14 protein-coding genes are annotated in these 18,013 nt (G+C 59.9%); 3 read left to right on the top strand and 11 right to left on the bottom strand.

All coding sequences use genetic code 11. From position 1 onward, the window contains the following. Nucleotides 1-43: 43 nt before the first annotated feature. On the top strand, nucleotides 44-847 hold the full coding sequence (gene suhB / locus AACV31_RS21730; protein ID WP_165156013.1) for an inositol-1-monophosphatase: 804 nt from the start codon (nucleotides 44-46) through the stop codon (nucleotides 845-847). A 333-nt stretch (nucleotides 848-1,180) separates the two neighbouring features. Here suhB and AACV31_RS21725 read toward each other — a convergent pair whose 3' ends face one another. After that, the gene (locus AACV31_RS21725) at nucleotides 1,181-2,158 is read right to left on the bottom strand and encodes a nickel/cobalt transporter (RefSeq protein WP_165156011.1); all 978 of its coding nucleotides are present in this window, start codon (nucleotides 2,156-2,158) and stop codon (nucleotides 1,181-1,183) included. Continuing rightward, entirely contained in the window at nucleotides 2,149-2,796 is a 648-nt protein-coding gene (locus AACV31_RS21720; RefSeq protein ID WP_165156009.1) for a DUF1007 family protein, read from the bottom strand. Before AACV31_RS21720 ends, AACV31_RS21725 begins: the two co-directional genes overlap by 10 nt. A 125-nt stretch (nucleotides 2,797-2,921) precedes the next feature. On the opposite strand from AACV31_RS21720, the gene csiE reads away from it, so the two are divergent. Further along, nucleotides 2,922-4,202 carry a stationary phase inducible protein CsiE gene (gene csiE, locus AACV31_RS21715; RefSeq protein ID WP_032806696.1) on the top strand — a complete coding sequence of 427 codons (1,281 nt, stop codon included), beginning with the start codon at nucleotides 2,922-2,924 and terminating at the stop codon, nucleotides 4,200-4,202. On the opposite strand, the gene AACV31_RS21710 is transcribed toward csiE, so the two are convergent. The 4 genes from AACV31_RS21710 to glyA form a co-directional block, all read right to left on the bottom strand. After that, a complete protein-coding gene (locus AACV31_RS21710) occupies nucleotides 4,199-5,338 on the bottom strand; it encodes a 3-phenylpropionate MFS transporter (RefSeq protein WP_007763248.1) in 1,140 nt (379 codons plus the stop codon). The two genes, csiE and AACV31_RS21710, sit on opposite strands and share 4 nt — an antisense overlap. A 124-nt stretch (nucleotides 5,339-5,462) precedes the next feature. Next, complete coding sequence (locus AACV31_RS21705; RefSeq protein ID WP_007795631.1) at nucleotides 5,463-5,840, bottom strand: carboxymuconolactone decarboxylase family protein; 378 nt, start codon at nucleotides 5,838-5,840, stop codon at nucleotides 5,463-5,465. 55 nt (nucleotides 5,841-5,895) lie between these two features. Next, nucleotides 5,896-6,258 (bottom strand): MerR family transcriptional regulator, encoded by a 363-nt coding sequence (locus AACV31_RS21700; protein WP_105539300.1) that lies wholly within the window; start codon nucleotides 6,256-6,258, stop codon nucleotides 5,896-5,898. A 70-nt stretch (nucleotides 6,259-6,328) separates the two neighbouring features. Then, the gene (glyA, locus tag AACV31_RS21695) at nucleotides 6,329-7,582 is read right to left on the bottom strand and encodes a serine hydroxymethyltransferase (RefSeq protein ID WP_007763259.1); all 1,254 of its coding nucleotides are present in this window, start codon (nucleotides 7,580-7,582) and stop codon (nucleotides 6,329-6,331) included. A 323-nt stretch (nucleotides 7,583-7,905) separates the two neighbouring features. On the opposite strand from glyA, the gene hmpA reads away from it, so the two are divergent. Continuing rightward, complete coding sequence (gene hmpA, locus AACV31_RS21690; protein WP_075199699.1) at nucleotides 7,906-9,096, top strand: NO-inducible flavohemoprotein; 1,191 nt, start codon at nucleotides 7,906-7,908, stop codon at nucleotides 9,094-9,096. A gap of 368 nt (nucleotides 9,097-9,464) precedes the next feature. On the opposite strand, the gene glnB is transcribed toward hmpA, so the two are convergent. The 5 genes from glnB to purL form a co-directional block, all read right to left on the bottom strand. Then, nucleotides 9,465-9,803, bottom strand: coding sequence for a nitrogen regulatory protein P-II (glnB, locus tag AACV31_RS21685; RefSeq protein WP_002438074.1), 339 nt, complete (start codon nucleotides 9,801-9,803; stop codon nucleotides 9,465-9,467). A gap of 98 nt (nucleotides 9,804-9,901) precedes the next feature. Continuing rightward, nucleotides 9,902-11,239, bottom strand: coding sequence for a two-component system response regulator GlrR (glrR, locus tag AACV31_RS21680; RefSeq protein ID WP_007763270.1), 1,338 nt, complete (start codon nucleotides 11,237-11,239; stop codon nucleotides 9,902-9,904). After that, entirely contained in the window at nucleotides 11,236-12,012 is a 777-nt protein-coding gene (gene qseG / locus AACV31_RS21675; RefSeq protein ID WP_015742128.1) for a two-component system QseEF-associated lipoprotein QseG, read from the bottom strand. The genes glrR and qseG overlap by 4 nt, the downstream gene beginning before the upstream one ends. Further along, nucleotides 12,009-13,445, bottom strand: coding sequence for a sensor histidine kinase (locus tag AACV31_RS21670; RefSeq protein WP_105537820.1), 1,437 nt, complete (start codon nucleotides 13,443-13,445; stop codon nucleotides 12,009-12,011). The genes qseG and AACV31_RS21670 overlap by 4 nt, the downstream gene beginning before the upstream one ends. A 577-nt stretch (nucleotides 13,446-14,022) precedes the next feature. Further along, nucleotides 14,023-17,913, bottom strand: coding sequence for a phosphoribosylformylglycinamidine synthase (gene purL, locus AACV31_RS21665; RefSeq protein ID WP_165156007.1), 3,891 nt, complete (start codon nucleotides 17,911-17,913; stop codon nucleotides 14,023-14,025). Nucleotides 17,914-18,013: the final 100 nt, after the last annotated feature.

Here is an 18,013-nt window from a genome sequence, read left to right as displayed (position 1 = left end):
CGCGCCGTTTTCCCGTTCTTTAACATCCAGTGAGAGAAACCTGATGCATCCGATGCTCAACATCGCCGTGCGTGCTGCGCGCAAGGCCGGAAATTTTATCGCCAAAAACTACGAAACCCCGGACGCCGTAGAGACCAGCCAGAAAGGCAGCAACGACTTTGTAACGAACGTGGATAAAGGCGCAGAGCGCATTATTATCGACACCATTCGCCAGTCCTACCCGCAACACACTATCATCACCGAAGAAAGCGGTGAACACGCAGGCACCGAGCCGGATATTCAATGGGTTATCGATCCGCTGGATGGCACCACCAACTTCGTTAAACGTCTCCCGCATTTCGCCGTTTCTATCGCTGTACGTATCAAAGGCCGCGCAGAAGTCGCCGTGGTTTACGATCCGATGCGTAACGAACTCTTCACCGCCGTTCGCGGCCAGGGCGCGCAGCTTAACGGCTACCGTCTGCGCGGCAGCACCGCTCGCGATCTGGACGGCACCATTCTGGCGACCGGCTTCCCGTTCAAAGCCAAACAGCACGCTACGCCGTACATGAATATCGTGACCAAACTGTTTACCCAGTGCGCTGATTTCCGCCGCACCGGTTCCGCCGCGCTGGATCTGGCCTATGTGGCCGCAGGCCGCGTGGATGGTTACTTTGAAATCGGCCTGAAGCCGTGGGATTTCGCCGCAGGCGATCTGCTGGTGCGTGAAGCCGGCGGTCTGGTGTGCGATTTCATGGGCGGTCACAACTACATGATGACCGGTAACATCGTGGCAGGTAACCCGCGCGTCGTGAAAGCGATGCTGGGCAATATGCGCGATGAGCTGAGCGAAGCGCTGAAGCGTTAATCGCTTCCAGGCAAGAAAAAGGCAGGTACGCGAGAGCGGCCTGCCTTTTTTGTTGGTTTTTTATGGCGCGTGGGGTTTTAACGTGGCAGTTGGTGGGTGCGCTGCGCTTACCCACCCTACATGCAAAGCTCACAATTGGCCTGGTGGGTGCGCTGCGTTTACCCACCCTACATGCAAAGCTCACAATTGGCCTGGCGGGTGCGCTGCGCTTACCCACCCTACATGCACAGATCCCAATTGGCCTGGTGGGTGCGCTGCGCTTACCCACCCTACAAAAACACACAACCCTGGTAGGGCGGGTAAGCGAATGCGCACCCGCCATCATCCCCGCCGTTAAAACGGTCGCAACCCCTGCGCGACGGGGGCTGCGCCTGACCACATCACCAGCGCGGCGGCCACTAACACCACGCCGCCTGCGAGCGCGAGCGTCGCCCCGCCCGTTCGCCGCCACAGCGGCGGGGTTTTCTTCCCGCCGAGCCGCACCGCCAGATGCCGGAAACTGTGCACAAACAACGCGATGGCTGAAATGGTCAGCGACGTTCCCGCCGCCATCGCCAGCGCCGACGCAACCCCCCAGCCAAACACGCCGATCACTTTACTGAACAACAACACCATCAGCGCGCCGGAACACGGACGCATCCCCATCGAGAGCACCACCATCAGCCTGGCGCGCCAGTCCTCGCCGCGCTCAAGCTGCGCCTGCGACGGTAAATGCTGATGTCCGCAGCCGCAGGTATCGCTGTGCGTATGATGCGGGCTAAAGGCGGTGAAGACCGGGCGGCGCGCCAGCCCGCGCAGCGTTTTCACCGCGCGCCAGCAAAGCAGCAACCCCAGCGCCCCCACCAGCAGATAGCTGCCCTTTTCCAGCCAGTAGCCGCTCAGGTGCAATTGCCGCGCAGGCAGCGCCAGTACCGTCAGCACCACCGTCACCAGGGCAATCGCCACCAGCCCCTGTAACAAGGATGACGCGAACGTCAGTTGCAGGCTGGTTTTCAGGCGCGAGGGATGGGTGGCAAGCCAGGTCGCGATAACCACTTTGCCGTGGCCCGGCCCCAGCGCATGCAGCACGCCATAGATAAAGCTGAACAGCAGCAGCGAGCCGCCCGCCCGCGTCGGGTTTTCCGCCACCTGCTGAAGGAGCGCGCTCATCTCGCGGTTGATGCCGCGCTGCCAGACGGTGCTTTTCATCAGCACCTGCGGCCACTCAAGCCACAGCCAGACGCCTGCGCCCAACGCCAGGACAACAAACAGCGCCAGGGGCCAGAAATGCAGCCAGCGGCGCGGCGCGAACGGTGTTGAAATTACTGACATTGCAACGTCACCTGTTGAGCGAATTGTTTGCCTAAATCCATATCTTCCGGCGGCGCATCGGATTTATCGAGCGACAGCGCGAAATCCTGCACGGCCGCATCCGGCTGCGGCGTTTTCACCGCCACGTTGCAGCGCTCGCGCAGCGCCTCACCGAGCGTCACATCGCCCGGCGCGTCATAACTCATCGACACATAATAAGTGGGATCGAAGGTGGCGAAGGTATAACGCTCGCCCGAGACGGGTTGCGGATGCGCGAGCGGCAGCGTAAACGTCAGCACCGCCTGATGCCCTTCGCGCGCCAGACCATACGCCAGGGGCGTGGCGGCGAATTTCACCTTCTGCCCGTTATGCCAGAACTCGGTGAAATAGTGCTGCCCGATAACATTGGTCATCACTTCCGCCGCCAGCTTTTTCCAGACCGGCGAGCCGGGCGCGGCGTCGCCAGCGTCATACAGTAGATCCGCTGAAGTGATTTCATCCATTTTCCAGCGCATTTTAAGCGCAGTTATCTGCCCCGCTTCGCTGACGATTTCGGTTTTCAACGAGATAAAGCTGTGCGGATGCGCCAGCACGCCCTGCGCCGGAACCAGCGATACTAAAGCCGCACCACACATTAACCGGTAAAGATGAGCGCCCATTATCTTCCTCTGGCGAAAAATTCTGTGAGCCAAGCAGAATTCCGCGATCAAACTGCGCACCCTGAACGGCATTCAACGATCCTTTAGCTATTCTTAGCAATATTCTCACTCACTGGACAAAACGGATGATGACTCTGCTCTGCCCTCCACCATCTGTGCTTTCCAGTCCGCAGCGCCGCTGCCAGGCACTTTTAATGCTCTATCTGCCGGGGCAAACCATCACGCCGGAAATGTTAGGCCGGCTGAATGGCGTCGACGGCGCCATCGCCCGTCAGGATATTGCAGAAACCGGCGACGAAATTAAGCGGTATCACCGTTTGAGTATTATCACCCAGCAGGATGGCAGCTACCGGATTGAAGGCACGGCGTTAGACAGACGTCTCTGCCTGCTGCACTGGCTGCGCCGGGCGCTGCGCCTGTGCCCGCAGTTTATCCAGCAGCATTTCACACCCGCGCTGAAAAGCGAACTGCGTCAGCACGGCATCGCCACGGCGCTGTATGACGATACGAATTTACACGCGCTGGTCAACCTTTGCGCGCGCCGTCTGAACCGTCAGTTCGAGGCGCGCGACGTCCAGTTTTTGCGTCTGTACCTGCAATATTGCCTGGTGCAGCACCATTACGGCCAGACGCCGGAGTTCACCGAGCCGCAACAGCTCTGGATGCGCGCCCGCGCGGAGTTTCTCGCCGCGCAGGAGATCGTGCGCCACTGGCAGCGGCGCGTCGCGCAGTCGCCGCACGTTAATGAACACTGCTTCCTGGCGCTGCTCTTTATGATGCTGCGTACGCCCGATCCGCTGCGTGACGCGCACCCGGAAGATCACCGCCTGCGTCATGCCGTACTCTCACTCATTGCCCGCTTCCGGGAGCTATCCGGCATGGCGTTCAGCGATGAACAGGGGCTTGCAGATCAGCTCTATACGCATCTCTGCCAGGCGCTCGACCGCAGCCTGTTCGGCATCGGTATCGATAACGCCCTGCCTGAAGAGATTAACCGCCTCTATCCGCGTCTGATGCGCACCACCCGCAAAGCGTTTGACCGCTTTGAAGAGGAGTACCGGGTAACGTTTTCTGATGAAGAAGTGGGGCTGGTAGCGGTAATTTTCGGCGCGTGGTTAATGCAGGAGGCCGATCTGCATGAAAAACAGGTGCTGCTGCTGACGGGTAATGACGCGCAGCTCGAAGCGGAAATCGAGCAGCAGCTACGGGAACTCACCCTGTTGCCGCTGAATATCAAACACCTGACGCTGCACACCTTCCAGCAGGAAGGCGCGCCGAAAGAGGTGGCGCTGATTGTGACGCCCTACACCACCTCGCTGCCGCTCTTCTCGCCACCGCTTATCCACGCCACGCTGCCGCTGGGTGAACAGCAGCAGCAGCGGATACGCGAAATTCTGGAAGCTTAAGCGCGCGCCGCCACCCGGGGACGCAGAAAAAGCGCGGGCAGCGCGACCAGCGCCATCACCCAGAAGACGCCGCCTGCGAGGTGTTGGTAGAGGAATCCGGCGAAAACGGTCATCACCGCAATCCCGCCGCCCATCGCGACGGCGGAGTAGACCGACTGTAGCCGGATAACTTCCGAGCCTTCGCGCGCGGCGATATAGCGCATCGCCGCCAGGTGGCAGATAGAGAAGCTGCCGCAGTGGAGGATCTGCGCCACAATGAGCCACGGCAGCGCCGTCGTCCAGCCCATCAGCCCCCAACGGATAATCCCCAGCACGCCGGAGAGCAGCAGCAGATCGCGCGCGCCAAACCGGCTGAACAGCCGTTTACTGAGCGCGAAGATAATGATTTCCGCCACCACGCCGAGCGACCACAGATACCCCACCACCGAGGCGGAATAGCCTTTGCTCTGCCAGTAAATAGCGCTGAAGCCGTAATAGGCGGCGTGCGCGCCCTGGAGCAGACTCACGCAGGCGAGAAAACGCCAGTTTTCAGCAATCAGCCTGCGCCACACCGGCCAGCCCGCCGCCTCGTTATGACGCGCCTCGCCCTGCGGCATGATGGAGGGTTTGAGCAGCATACCGATAAGCATCGAGGCCACGCCGAGCGACAGCAGCGCCAGAATGGCGCGGTAGTCATAAACACTGACCAGCTTGCCAGTCAGCGCCGAGCCAATCACAAACGCCAGCGAGCCCCACAGGCGCACGCGCCCGTAGTCCATCGTTATCTGGCGCTGCCAGGTGGCGGCGAGCGCGTCGGTCAGCGGCACCAGCGGCGAGAAAAAGAGGTTAAAGCCCACCAACACGACGAACAGCCAGGCGGTCTGATGCCCGAACCAGAAGCCGAGCGCGAAAACGAGCGTCAGCACGGCAAGCAGGCGCAACGCAAACACTAAACGGGAAGGATCTTTGACGCGGGGCGCCAGCAGGAGGCTGCCAAGAAAGCGTGCGATCAGGCCGGAGCCGAGCAGCAGGCCGATCGTTTCCGGCGCGACGCCGACGCCTGCCAGCCAGACGCTCCAGAACGGCAAAAAAATACCGTAGCTGAAAAAATAGGTGAAATAGCTGAGCGCCAGCCAGCGCGTGGATTGCAACACCATGAGTCCCTCCCGTTTCGGCAGGCGTTAGTCTGGCGGGAAAGCGCAGGGGTTGCAAGCGGCGCATAACACGTTCATAACAATTCGCTTTTACTACGTAATGAGGCCGCCGCAGCGGCCTCTCCTGTTACACGCCCGCCTCGGCAAAAACCTTTTTGGCGGTGAACATTGCATTGAGCGCCGCCGGAAAACCGGCATAGAGCGCCATCTGAATAATGACTTCGATGATCTCTTCGCGCGTGCAGCCGACATTCAGCGCCGCATGCAGATGCACCGCCAGCTGCGGCTGCGCGTGGCCAAGCGCGGTAAGCGCCGCGACCGTCGCCAGCTCCCGGCTTTTCAGCGACAGCCCCGGCCTGCTGTAGACATCGCCAAAGCCGAATTCAATGACGTAGCGCCCCAGATCCGGCGCGATATCGGCCAGCGCTTTGATAACATTTTCACCCGCTGCGCCGTCGATTTCGGACAGGCGCGCAAGGCCCGTGTCATAACGTGATGAGGTCATACCGTTCTCCTTTTATGTGGTTCGGATAACGGTAAGGCTTCGAGTTAACTCCAGGTCAAGCGCTGTTTTTTAACAGCGTCTCGTCGTAGTACGCCATTTTGTCTTTAAGGCGCGCCAGATGCTCCGCCTGCTCCGCCAGCCGCGCTTCGAGCCGCCGGGCGTGCTGCGCCAGCAGTTCACGGCGCGCGCCCGCCGTTATCTCTCCTTGCGCGCGCAGCATGGCGTAGCGTTGGATCTCCTCAAGCGGCATATCGGTCGCTTTGAGGCGTTTAATAAATGCCGCCCAGTCGAGATCCGAGCGATGATAGTCGCGATGGCCGCTGGCGTTACGCGCCGGCACCAGCAGCCCCAGCTTTTCGTAATAGCGCAGCGTATGAACGCCAAGGCCGGTCAACGTGGCGAATTCCTGAATACGCATGGCGGTCTCCTGTATGGCATCGCCCATAAAAAAAGGCCGCGCAAGGCGGCCTTTATCGGTGTGTGAACGCTTACGCGTAAACCGGGAAGCGTGCGCAGATATCCAGCACTTTACCTTTGACGCGCTCGATAACCGCTTCGTCATGGATGTTGTCCAGAATGTCGCACATCCAACCTGCCAGCTCTTTCACTTCCGCTTCTTTAAAGCCGCGGCGAGTCACAGATGGAGAACCGATACGGATACCGGAGGTCACGAACGGGCTCTTCGGATCGTTCGGCACGCTGTTTTTGTTCACAGTGATGTTGGCGCGGCCAAGCGCAGCGTCAGCATCTTTACCAGTCAGGTTTTTATCCACCAGATCCAGCAGGAAAAGGTGGTTTTCCGTACCGCCGGAAACGACTTTGTAACCGCGCTCCAGGAACACTTCCACCATCGCTTTCGCGTTTTTGGCAACCTGCTGCTGGTAGGTTTTGAACTCTGGCTCCATCGCTTCTTTCAGCGCGACCGCTTTCGCCGCGATAACGTGCATCAGCGGGCCGCCCTGCGCGCTCGGGAACACGGCAGAGTTCAGTTTTTTGTACAGCTCTTCGCTGCCGCCTTTGGCGAGGATCAGACCGCCGCGCGGGCCTGCCAGCGTTTTGTGCGTCGTGGTGGTCACCACATGCGCGTGCGGAACCGGGTTCGGGTAGACGCCAGCGGCAATCAGGCCCGCCACGTGCGCCATGTCGACGAACAGGTAAGCGCCGATGCTGTCAGCGATTTCGCGCATTTTTGCCCAGTCAACGATGCCGGAGTAAGCGGAGAAACCACCGATGATCATCTTCGGTTTATGGGTCTGCGCCTGCTTCGCCATGTCTTCGTAATCGATTTTGCCTGACTCATCGATACCGTAAGGGATGATGTTGTAGAGCTTACCGGAGAAGTTAACCGGGGAGCCGTGCGTCAGGTGGCCGCCCTGCGCCAGGTTCATACCCAGCACGGTGTCACCTGGTTGCAGCAGCGCGGTGTAGACCGCGAAGTTGGCCTGCGAGCCGGAGTGCGGCTGCACGTTAGCGTAATCAGCGCCGAACAGTTCTTTGGCGCGGTCGATCGCCAGTTGCTCAACGATATCGACATATTCACAGCCGCCGTAGTAGCGTTTGCCCGGGTAACCTTCGGCATATTTGTTGGTCAGCTGAGAGCCCTGCGCCTGCATCACGCGCGGGCTGGTGTAGTTTTCGGAGGCGATCAGTTCGATGTGCTCTTCCTGACGTACTTTTTCCTGCTCCATAGCCTGCCACAGTTCGGCATCATAATCGGCAATGTTCATTTCACGCTTTAACATCCGCATCTCCTGACTCAGCTGACAATAAAATGTACTGCAATTAGGGGCCCTTTTGGGGCGACGGCCAACAGTGTAAACCGATTGGCAGGATGAAGATAGGTCTTGACAGAGGTTTTTACGCAAACGATTGGCATGGCGTGGCGCAAGGGTTTGAACGATTAAGCAAACGCACGGTTTACGCGACTTATTTTCACGTTGAACCGGTCTTTTTTTCATCTGTGATGCGCGTCATTCATAAGCCTGATAAAACCATTTACAACGTGCAGGTATTTTTTATAAGATGCATTTAAAATACATTTTATAAAAACCGGAAGGAAGTAATCATGCTGGATAGTCAAACCATCGCCGTCGTGAAGTCCACCATCCCGCTGCTGGCGCAGACCGGCCCGAAACTCACCGCTCACTTTTATGACCGGATGTTTACGCATAACCCGGAACTGAAAGAGATTTTCAACATGAGCAACCAGCGCAATGGCGATCAGCGTGAAGCGCTGTTCAACGCCATTTGCGCCTACGCCGCCAACATTGAAAACCTCGCGGCTCTGTTGCCTGCGGTGGAGAAAATCGCGCAAAAACACACTAGCTTTAATATCAAACCGGCGCAGTACAACATCGTGGGCGAGCACCTGCTGGCGACGCTCGACGAGATGTTCAGCCCAGGCCAGGAAGTGCTGGATGCCTGGGGTAAAGCCTACGGCGTGTTAGCGGGCGTGTTTATCAATCGCGAAGCCGAGATTTACCAGAGCAACGCCCGGAAAACCGGCGGCTGGGAAGGCACACGCGAGTTCCGCATCGTGAGTAAAACGCCGCAGAGCGCGATTGTCACAAGCTTTGAGCTGGAGCCGGTGGACGGCGGCCCGGTCGCTGATTACCTGCCCGGCCAGTACACCGCCGTCTGGATCAAGCCGCAGGAGTTCGCGCATCAGGAGATTCGCCAGTATTCGCTTACCCGCAAGCCGAATGGCAAAAGCTATCGCATCGCGGTGAAACGCGAAGGCGAAGGCCAGGTGTCGAACTGGCTGCATCAGCATGCGCAGCCGGGCGATGTGATTCATCTGGCCGCCCCGGCGGGTGATTTCTTTATGGATGTCGAGCCGCAGACGCCGGTGACGCTTATCTCCGCGGGCGTGGGTCAGACGCCGATGCTGGCGATGCTCGATACGCTGGCAAGCGCGCAGCATCCAGCGCAGGTGAACTGGTATCACGCGGCGGAAAGCGGCGACGTGCATGCTTTTACCGATGAAGTGGCGCAGCTTGGCGCGAAACTGCCCCGCTTTACCCGCCACGTCTGGTATCGCGTGCCGAGCGACGCCGATCGCAGCGCGGGTCGTTACAACAGCGAAGGGTTGATGGCGCTTCGCGATCACGAGGCGCACGTGACCACGCCCGGCATGCAGTTTTATGTCTGCGGCCCGGTGAAATTTATGCAGTTCGCCGCGGAGCAGTTAGTGAGCCTGGGCGTGAATAAAGAGAGCATTCATTACGAGTGTTTCGGCCCGCATAAGGTGTTGTAAGGGGTCGGCGTTTTGTGCGCGGTTCGGCGGGTGCGCTTCGCTTACCCGCCCTACGACAGAGATTTACGGTTTTATGTAGGGTGGGTAAGCGCAGCGCATCCACCACCCTCGCCAACATTCTGTAGGGTGGGTAAGCGCAGCGCACCCACCACCCTCGCCAACATTCTGTAGGGTGGGTAAGCGCAGCGCACCCACCCACCCTCGCCAACATTCTGTAGGGTGGGTAAGCGAAGCGCACCCACCACCCTCGCCAACGTCCTGTAGGGTGGGTAAGCGCAGCGCACCCACCATTTACTTGCGTGGCCCATGAACGCCGGACATAAAAAAAGCAGGTCCACGGACCTGCTTTTTTTGTTTGTCGCTCACGCTTAAATCGCGGCGTCGTCTTCCTCGCCGGTACGGATACGCACCACGCGCGCGACGTCGAAAACGAAAATCTTGCCGTCGCCGATTTTACCGGTCTGGGCGGTACGGATAATCGTATCCACGCAGGTATCGACGATATCGTCGGTCACCACGATCTCGATTTTCACCTTCGGCAGGAAATCCACCATATACTCTGCGCCGCGATAGAGCTCGGTATGCCCTTTCTGGCGACCAAACCCTTTCACTTCGGTCACCGTCATCCCGGTGATCCCGACTTCCGCCAGCGCTTCACGTACGTCATCGAGTTTGAAGGGTTTAATAATCGCATCAATCTTTTTCATGGTGGATCCTTAATTCCTGCCAGCGCCTGCACGGCGATTCAATTCGCGTAATCGGTTGCTCAAATTACCATACCTTGCGGCGGTTTGGGCACCAAAAACTACTCTTTAAAATCATTCGCCTCAAGCTCGTGGCGGGCCAGTAATTTATAGAATTCCGTGCGGTTGCGCCCCGCCATCCGCGCGGCGTGCGTCACGTTGCCTTTGGTGATTTGCAGCAGCTTGCGCAGGTAGTTAAGCTCAAACTGATTGCGCGCCTCGACAAACGTCGGCAGCACCGTGTTTTCGCCCTCCAGCGCCTGCTCCACCAGCGCTTCGCTAATGACGGGCGCGGAAGTTAGCGCCACGCACTGCTCAATCACGTTCACCAGCTGGCGCACGTTGCCCGGCCAGCTTGCCGCCATCAGACGCTTCATCGCATCGGTAGAGAAGCTACGCACGAACGGCTTATGCCGGTCCGCCGCCTGACGCAGCAGATGGTTCGCGAGCAGCGGAATATCTTCCGCGCGCTCCTGCAATGCCGGGATCTTTAAATTCACTACGTTGAGGCGATAAAAGAGATCTTCACGAAACTCGCCGCGCGCCATCGCCTTCGGCAGATCGCGGTGGGTGGCGGAGATAATCCGCACGTTGATATCGATATCGCGGTTACTGCCGAGCGGACGCACTTTGCGCTCCTGCAATACGCGCAGCAGTTTGACCTGCAACGGCACCGGCATATCGCCAATCTCATCCAGAAACAGCGTGCCGCCTTCCGCCGCCTGAAACAGCCCTTCACGGCTGCTGACCGCGCCGGTAAACGCGCCGCGCGCGTGGCCGAACAGCTCGGACTCCAGCAATTGCTCCGGCAACGCGCCGCAGTTAATAGCGATAAACGCGTTTTTGGCGCGTGGGCTGGCGTTATGGATAGCCTGCGCCAGAATCTCTTTCCCGGTGCCGCTCTGGCCGTTAATCAGCACGCTGACGTCCGACTGCGCCACCATATGCGCCTGCTCCAGGAGGCGCAGCATCGCCGGGCTGCGGGTGACAATCGTCTCCCGCCACTGCTCGTCGCCCGCAGGCGCGGCATGGGCCAGGGCGTCGTCGATGGCTTTATACAGCGCGTCTTTATCCACCGGCTTGGTGAGAAAGCTGAAAACGCCCTGCTGGGTCGCGGCGACCGCATCGGGGATCGAGCCGTGCGCGGTCAGAATGATCACCGGCATGCCCGGCTGGAGCTTCTGGATCTCGGCGAAAAGCTGCATGCCGTCCATTTCATCCATCCGCAAATCGCTAATCACCAGATCGATTTTCTCGCGCCCTAAAATGCGCAGCCCTTCGTGGCCGCTTTCGGCGGTCTCGACCGTAAACCCTTCGCTGGTCAGGCGCAGGCCCAGCAGTTTCAACAGGCCCGGATCGTCATCCACCAGCAACAGGCGCGCGGGTTTATGCTGCGTCATGGTTTGGTCTCCTCCTGCGTGGGCGCGGCGCCCTTATCAGCTGGCGCGGCGTTGTCTTTCTCCGCGTCCTCCGGGCTGTGGCTGCTGTCCTGAATATAGCCGCCCGCGCTTTTGCGCGTGGAGAGCTGCCGTTCGATATCGGTCAGGTTTTCCAGCTTGCGGGTGGTGAGCTCAAGCTGGCTGCGCAGGTGGCGCTGCTGCTCGCGCAGGGCGTCAAGCTCGCTGTCGGTGCTTTCCTGAAGCTTGCTGTAGCGGCCGCGCTCTTCCGAGAGGGCGAGCTGCGCTGCCTGGCCGTCGCGCCAGGCCTCATACAGCGGGCGCACGTGCGCGGGGATCTCGCCGGCGGTGGCGCTGAGCGTCGTGAGATAGCCGCGGCGCTCGGCAGGCGTGATACGGGCGTTGGCGAGCAAAATGCCGCGCCGGAAGGCGTGCTGCCAGGTGTCGTCCGGGAAACGACGCGCCTGCGCGCGCGCCTCTGCAGGCGCAAGACGTTCCGCGCAGTCCATGCCGCGCAGCCAGAACAGCGGGTTATTCTCGACGTTTGTGCCAGAGAGCTGCCAGATGCCTGAACACTCGGTAAAGAGGAAATCCGCCAGCTGTTGTTCCGGCATTTTAGGATCGTGCGTTTGTTTGATGTGGCTCGAAACCGGGCTTTGCACGCAGCCTGCCAGAAGGCATGGCAACAGCACGGAACACGCCCGCGTGCGAAGAGAGAAAAACGGTGTGCCGCGCGAGCGCAGGCTGCGCCATGCGCTTACCAGACGTGAATTCATTTTTTTAATCGTTCCGGGTCAAAGAGCGGTAATTCGATACGAAAACAGACGTCGGCGGTGTCATCCTCCACCAGACGCAGTTCGCCGTGCATACGTCGGATGCAATCCTGTGCGATGCTCAGGCCCAGGCCGCTGCCTTTCACCGCCCCTTTACGTTGATGGCTTCCCTGATAAAAGGGCTCAAAAATCATTTGCCGTTCCGCCTCAGGAATGGGCGTGCCGGTATTCGCCACCTCAATACATACCGTATTGTTAAGGCGGCGGCTACGCAGATAAATGGTACCGGATTCGCGTCCGTAGTGCACCGCATTGGAGTAGAGATTATCCAGCACGCTCATCAGCAGCATCGGCTCCGCCAGGCAAGGCGCGTCAGCCAGCGACACGTCGGTATGCATCATTTTAGCCCGCGCCGGCAGACTGTGTGAGGTGATAACCATCTCCACCAGCGGCGCCAGATCCACTTTTTCAAGCTCCACCGCGCCGCCAGCCAGTTTGCGGTTGTAATCAAGCAGTTGCTCTATCAGCGTTTGCAGGTTGCGGCTGCTGGTATCGAGAATTTCCACCACTTCGCGCTGCTCCGCAGTGAGCGGCCCGACGACCTGATCGGCAAGCAGTTCGGTGCCCTCGCGCATGCTGGCGAGCGGCGTTTTTAATTCATGGGAGATATGACGCAGAAACTGGTGGCGCTGGGATTCGAGCCAGGCGAGACGCTCGCTTAACCAGATAATCCGCTGCCCCACCGATCGCAGTTCGCGCGGGCCTTTAAACATTATCGTGGTGCCGGGCGATTTCCCCTCGCCCAGCCGGTTGATCATCCGCTCAATGCCTTTGACCGGGCCGATAATCATTCGCGTAAAAAGCAGCACCAGCGCGAGGCTTGCGAGAAACAGCGCCAGCGCCTGCCAGCCAAACAGCCGACCGCGCGCGGCAATCTCTTGCTGAAGCTGCTGGCCGCGGGCGTAAATGACGGCGCGGGTGGCCTGCACCAGACGGGTATTCGTATCGGCGAACGCTTCCAGACGCGCGGCGGCGTCCGGCTTCGGGCCGCTGTTATGACACTCCAGCGACGCCAGATCCACCAAACTCTGGCGCAGGGCTTTGTAGAGTTTCGCATCGGGCAGCACGCCCGCCTGCGCCTCCAGCATTCGGGAATAGCGCTGGCGCTGGCTTTCGTAGACTTTCGCCAGGGTCACGTCATCCAGCACGCAGTACTGGCGGTAGCTACGTTCCATTTCGAGCGCGATATTGGTCATCGCCTCGCTGCGCCGGGCGTCCATCTGGGTCAGCGTGTTGGTCTGCGCCGCCTGGGCGCTTAACGTGTTGAGGCTCTGCCAGGCCTGCCAGGCGAGAAACAGCAGCGGCACCATCACCAGTAAGAAAGCCATCATGACCAGTTGGCGAAGCGAGCGGGGAAAAGCAGGCCAGCGTTTCACAGCGTTATCCCGAAGTGGTTGCAAAAGCCCGATGCTAACCGAGAGGCGCGCCGGTGCAAAGCCAAACGCAAAAAACAACAAAGGCAGGGGATTAACCCTGCCTTTGTGATGGAATCAGGCGGTGCCTTACTCAACGTGTCGCCCGGGGTTCTGAAATAGCAGCGCTATGATCAGCAGTTGGACGGCAGGCACCTTTTAGTGCGTCATTCGAAGTTTATGTAGCGCTCGCTATGGGGCTGACATAAGAAGGTGAATGAGCCACTGACTGTTATTATGCAGTAACCGTGCCAGGTTTACTACATAAATCATAAACCTCTGTTATATAATGCATTTAATTATATGAGCCGCTTCAAAGTTTCGCGTTATTTTTGACCAGAGTGTCGCTAAATCCCAACACTTCCCTCGCTGCTTTTTATGGCCTATATAAATCAATGAGTTAAATGTCGCAAATTAGAGACACCATGCTCCTGCCGTTGTCGCAATTTACCGACACATACCGAAATCGCACAGGATTGAGAAAGACGCGCAAAGAAAAAAGGCCTCTTGCGAGGCCTTTTCAGGATTAAAACCAACGGGATTAACCGAGCTGCTTGCGCGCGTTGCGGAAAATGCGCATCCACGGGCTGTCCTCGCCCCAGTTCGCCGGGTGCCAGGAGTTCGCCACGGTGCGGAACACGCGTTCCGGGTGCGGCATCATAATAGTGACGCGCCCGCTTTCGCTGGTCACCGCCGTGATCCCGTTCGGAGAGCCGTTCGGGTTCGCCGGGTAGGTTTCCGTCACTGCGCCGAAGTTATCGATATAGCGCAGCGCCACCAGGCCTTTGCTTTCAAGCGCCGCCAGATGCGCGTCGTCGCGCACTTCCACGCGGCCTTCGCCGTGGGAAACCGCAATCGGCATATGGGAGCCGGTCATGCCGTCCAGCAGCAGCGACGGGCTGGCGGTCACTTCCACCAGGCTGAAGCGCGCTTCAAAGCGGTCGGACTGGTTACGTACAAAGCGCGGCCACAGTTCGCTGCCGGGGATCAGCTCACGCAGATTGGACATCATCTGGCAACCGTTACAGACGCCAAGCGCCAGCGTCTGAGGGCGGTGGAAGAATTCAGTGAACTCGTCACGCACGCGGTCGTTGAACAGGATGGATTTCGCCCAACCTTCGCCTGCGCCCAGCACGTCGCCGTAAGAGAAGCCGCCGCAGGCCACGAGCGTATGGAAATCGCCGAGGCCGCGACGACCGGCAAGCAGATCGCTCATATGCACGTCGATAGCCTCAAAGCCCGCGCGGTGGAACGCTGCCGCCATCTCGACATGAGAGTTAACGCCCTGCTCGCGCAGTACCGCGACTTTCGGACGCGCGCCGGTGGCGATAAACGGCGCGGCGATATCCTCTTTGATATCGAACGTCAGTTTCACGTTGAGGCCCGGATCGCTGTCATTGGCTTTCGCCTGATGTTCCTGATCCGCGCACGCCGGGTTATCACGCAGGCGCTGCATCTGCCAGGTGGTTTCCGCCCACCACATGCGAAGCTGGGTGCGGCTTTCGCTGTACACCACGTTATCGCCCGCCGTCAGGGTGAAGCGATCGCCTGCGACTGCCTTGCCAAGATAATGCGTGCATTCGCCAAGACCGTGATCTTTCAGCACGCGCTCCACCTGCTCGCGCTCGGCGGCGGCAATCTGAATCACCGCGCCCAGCTCTTCGTTAAACAGCGCCGCCAGCGCGTCGTCGCCGAGGGCGGCGATATCCGCCTCGATGCCGCAGTGACCGGCAAAGGCCATCTCCGCCAGCGTCACCAGCAGGCCGCCGTCGGAACGGTCATGGTAGGCCAGCAGTTTACGCTGCGCCACCAGCGCCTGGATGGCGTCGTAGAAGCATTTCAGCTGACCGGCGTCGCGCACGTCGGCAGGCTTGTCGCCAAGCTGACGATAAACCTGCGCCAGCGCCGTCGCGCCCAGCGCGTTATGGCCATTACCGAGATCGATAAACAGCAGCGCGTTATCTTCGGTGGTGAGTTCCGGCGTCACGGTGCGGCGCACATCTTCCACACGGGCGAAAGCGGAGATCACCAGCGACAACGGCGAGGTCATCTCGCGCTGTTCGCCATCCTGCTGCCAGCGGGTTTTCATCGACATCGAATCTTTGCCGACCGGAATGGTCAGGCCAAGCTGCGGGCAAAGCTCCTCGCCCACCGCCTTCACGGCGGCATAGAGACCGGCGTCTTCGCCAGGGTGCCCCGCCGCCGCCATCCAGTTGGCGGAAAGTTTCAGGCGTTTGATATCGCCGATTTGGGTCGCCGCGATGTTAGTGAGCGCTTCGCCCACCGCCAGGCGGGCGGAAGCGGCGAAGTCCAGCAGCGCCACCGGCGCGCGTTCGCCCATCGCCATCGCTTCGCCGTAGTAGCTGTCGAGACTGGCGGTGGTCACCGCGCAGTTCGCGACCGGCACCTGCCACGGGCCGACCATCTGATCGCGCGCCACCATGCCGGTTACGGTGCGATCGCCAATGGTCACCAGGAACGTCTTCTCCGCCACCGTCGGCAGATGCAGCACGCGCTTCACCGCGTCGGCAAGCGTGATGCCCGCACGATCGAACGGCTGGCCTTCGGCCTGTAAGCGCGTGACGTCGCGGGTCATTTTCGGGGTTTTGCCGAGCAGAACGTCAAGCGGCATATCCACCGGCTGGTTGTCGAAGTGACTGTCGTTAAGCGTCAGGTGCTGCGCTTCGGTCGCCTCGCCAATGACGGCGTACGGCGCGCGCTCGCGGCGGCACAGCTCGTCAAAGAGCGCCAGCTGTTCGGGCGCCACGGCCAGCACGTAACGCTCCTGGGATTCGTTACACCAGACTTCCAGCGGGCTCATGCCCGGCTCGTCGCTTAAAATATCGCGCAGTTCAAAACGCCCGCCGCGCCCGCCGTCGCTCACCAGCTCCGGCATGGCGTTGGACAGACCGCCCGCGCCGACGTCATGGATAAATACGATAGGGTTGGCCTCGCCAAGCTGCCAGCAGCGGTCGATCACTTCCTGACAACGGCGCTCCATCTCCGGGTTATCGCGCTGTACCGAGGCGAAATCGAGATCGGCGTCAGACTGGCCGGACGCCATCGAGGACGCCGCGCCGCCGCCGAGGCCGATATTCATCGCCGGGCCGCCGAGCACAATCAGCTTCGCGCCTGGCGGAATGTCGCCTTTCTGCACATGATCGGCGCGGATGTTGCCGATGCCGCCTGCCAGCATGATGGGCTTGTGGTAGCCGCGCAGCTCTTCGCCATTGTGGCTGGCTACTTTCTCTTCATAGGTACGGAAATAGCCGTTCAGCGCCGGACGACCGAATTCGTTGTTGAACGCCGCGCCGCCGAGCGGGCCGTCGGTCATGATGTCGAGCGCGGTGACGATGCGATCCGGCTTGCCGAAATCTTCTTCCCACGGCTGCTCAAAGCCCGGAATGCGCAGGTTCGAAACAGAAAAGCCCACCAGGCCCGCTTTCGGCTTCGCGCCGCGGCCCGTCGCGCCTTCATCGCGGATTTCGCCGCCGGAGCCTGTCGCCGCCCCTGGCCACGGTGAAATGGCGGTCGGGTGGTTATGGGTTTCGACTTTCATCAGGATATGCGCGGGTTCCTGATGGAAGGCGTAGCGGCCTGCATCGTGGTCGGCATAGAAGCGGCCCACGGACGAACCTTCCATGACCGCCGCGTTGTCTTTATACGCGGAGAGCACGAAATTCGGCGTCTTCTCAAAGGTGTTTTTGATCATCTTAAACAGCGACTTCGGCTGTTTTTCGCCGTCGATAACCCAGTCGGCGTTGAAAATTTTGTGGCGGCAGTGCTCAGAGTTAGCCTGCGCGAACATATAGAGTTCGATGTCGTTCGGGTTGCGCCCCAGGCGGGTGAACGCCTCCTGCAGGTAGTCGATTTCATCATCGGCCAGCGCCAGCCCCAGACGCACGTTGGCGTCCGCCAGCGCCTGACGGCCCTGCCCCAGCAGATCCACGCTCTGTACCGGCGTGGGTTCGTGATGCGAGAAAAGCTGTGCGGCGTCTTCCAGCGCGCCGAAGACGCTCTCCATCATGCGGTCATGCAGCACGGCTGATATCTGACGCCAGGCGTCGTCGCCCGCGGTTGGATCGACATCGAGATAGTACGCCACGCCGCGCTCCAGGCGTTTTACCTGGCCGAGCCCGCAGTTATGGGCAATATCTGTCGCTTTAGAAGACCAGGGAGAGATGGTGCCGGGACGCGGCGTCACCAGCAGCAGGCGGCCTGACAGCGCGTGGCCCGCAAGGCTCGGCCCATATTGCAGCAGGCGCTCAAGGCGCGCGTGCTCTTCGGCATTCAGCGGTGCGGCGAGGTCAGCGAAATGGACATACTCGGCATAAATGGTCTTCACCGGGAGGTGAGCGTCTTTGAAACGAGCCAGCAGTTTATTAATACGAAATGCCGACAGAGCGGGCGAACCACGCAGAATTTCCATCATCTAATCTCTCGTCTTCGAAGCGCCGGAGGGCACCTCAGTGGGCGCAAGGGGGAAAACGGGCGTCATTATAGTGAATCCGGCGCGCTGACGAAACCGTTTG

Origin of the sequence: Cronobacter sp. EKM101R (genome assembly GCF_963888145.1) — a bacterium.
GTDB classification, from domain to species: domain Bacteria; phylum Pseudomonadota; class Gammaproteobacteria; order Enterobacterales; family Enterobacteriaceae; genus Cronobacter; species Cronobacter turicensis.
This window is presented reverse-complemented; position numbering and strand designations above follow the sequence as displayed.

Coding starts and splice junctions, on each gene's coding strand:
- suhB (WP_165156013.1), top strand. CDS start 44: ATGCATCCGATGCTCAACATCGCCGTGCGTGCTGCGCGCAAGGCCGGA.
- AACV31_RS21725 (WP_165156011.1), bottom strand. CDS start 2,158: ATGTCAGTAATTTCAACACCGTTCGCGCCGCGCCGCTGGCTGCATTTC.
- AACV31_RS21720 (WP_165156009.1), bottom strand. CDS start 2,796: ATGGGCGCTCATCTTTACCGGTTAATGTGTGGTGCGGCTTTAGTATCG.
- csiE (WP_032806696.1), top strand. CDS start 2,922: ATGATGACTCTGCTCTGCCCTCCACCATCTGTGCTTTCCAGTCCGCAG.
- AACV31_RS21710 (WP_007763248.1), bottom strand. CDS start 5,338: ATGGTGTTGCAATCCACGCGCTGGCTGGCGCTCAGCTATTTCACCTAT.
- AACV31_RS21705 (WP_007795631.1), bottom strand. CDS start 5,840: ATGACCTCATCACGTTATGACACGGGCCTTGCGCGCCTGTCCGAAATC.
- AACV31_RS21700 (WP_105539300.1), bottom strand. CDS start 6,258: ATGCGTATTCAGGAATTCGCCACGTTGACCGGCCTTGGCGTTCATACG.
- glyA (WP_007763259.1), bottom strand. CDS start 7,582: ATGTTAAAGCGTGAAATGAACATTGCCGATTATGATGCCGAACTGTGG.
- hmpA (WP_075199699.1), top strand. CDS start 7,906: ATGCTGGATAGTCAAACCATCGCCGTCGTGAAGTCCACCATCCCGCTG.
- glnB (WP_002438074.1), bottom strand. CDS start 9,803: ATGAAAAAGATTGATGCGATTATTAAACCCTTCAAACTCGATGACGTA.
- glrR (WP_007763270.1), bottom strand. CDS start 11,239: ATGACGCAGCATAAACCCGCGCGCCTGTTGCTGGTGGATGACGATCCG.
- qseG (WP_015742128.1), bottom strand. CDS start 12,012: ATGAATTCACGTCTGGTAAGCGCATGGCGCAGCCTGCGCTCGCGCGGC.
- purL (WP_165156007.1), bottom strand. CDS start 17,913: ATGATGGAAATTCTGCGTGGTTCGCCCGCTCTGTCGGCATTTCGTATT.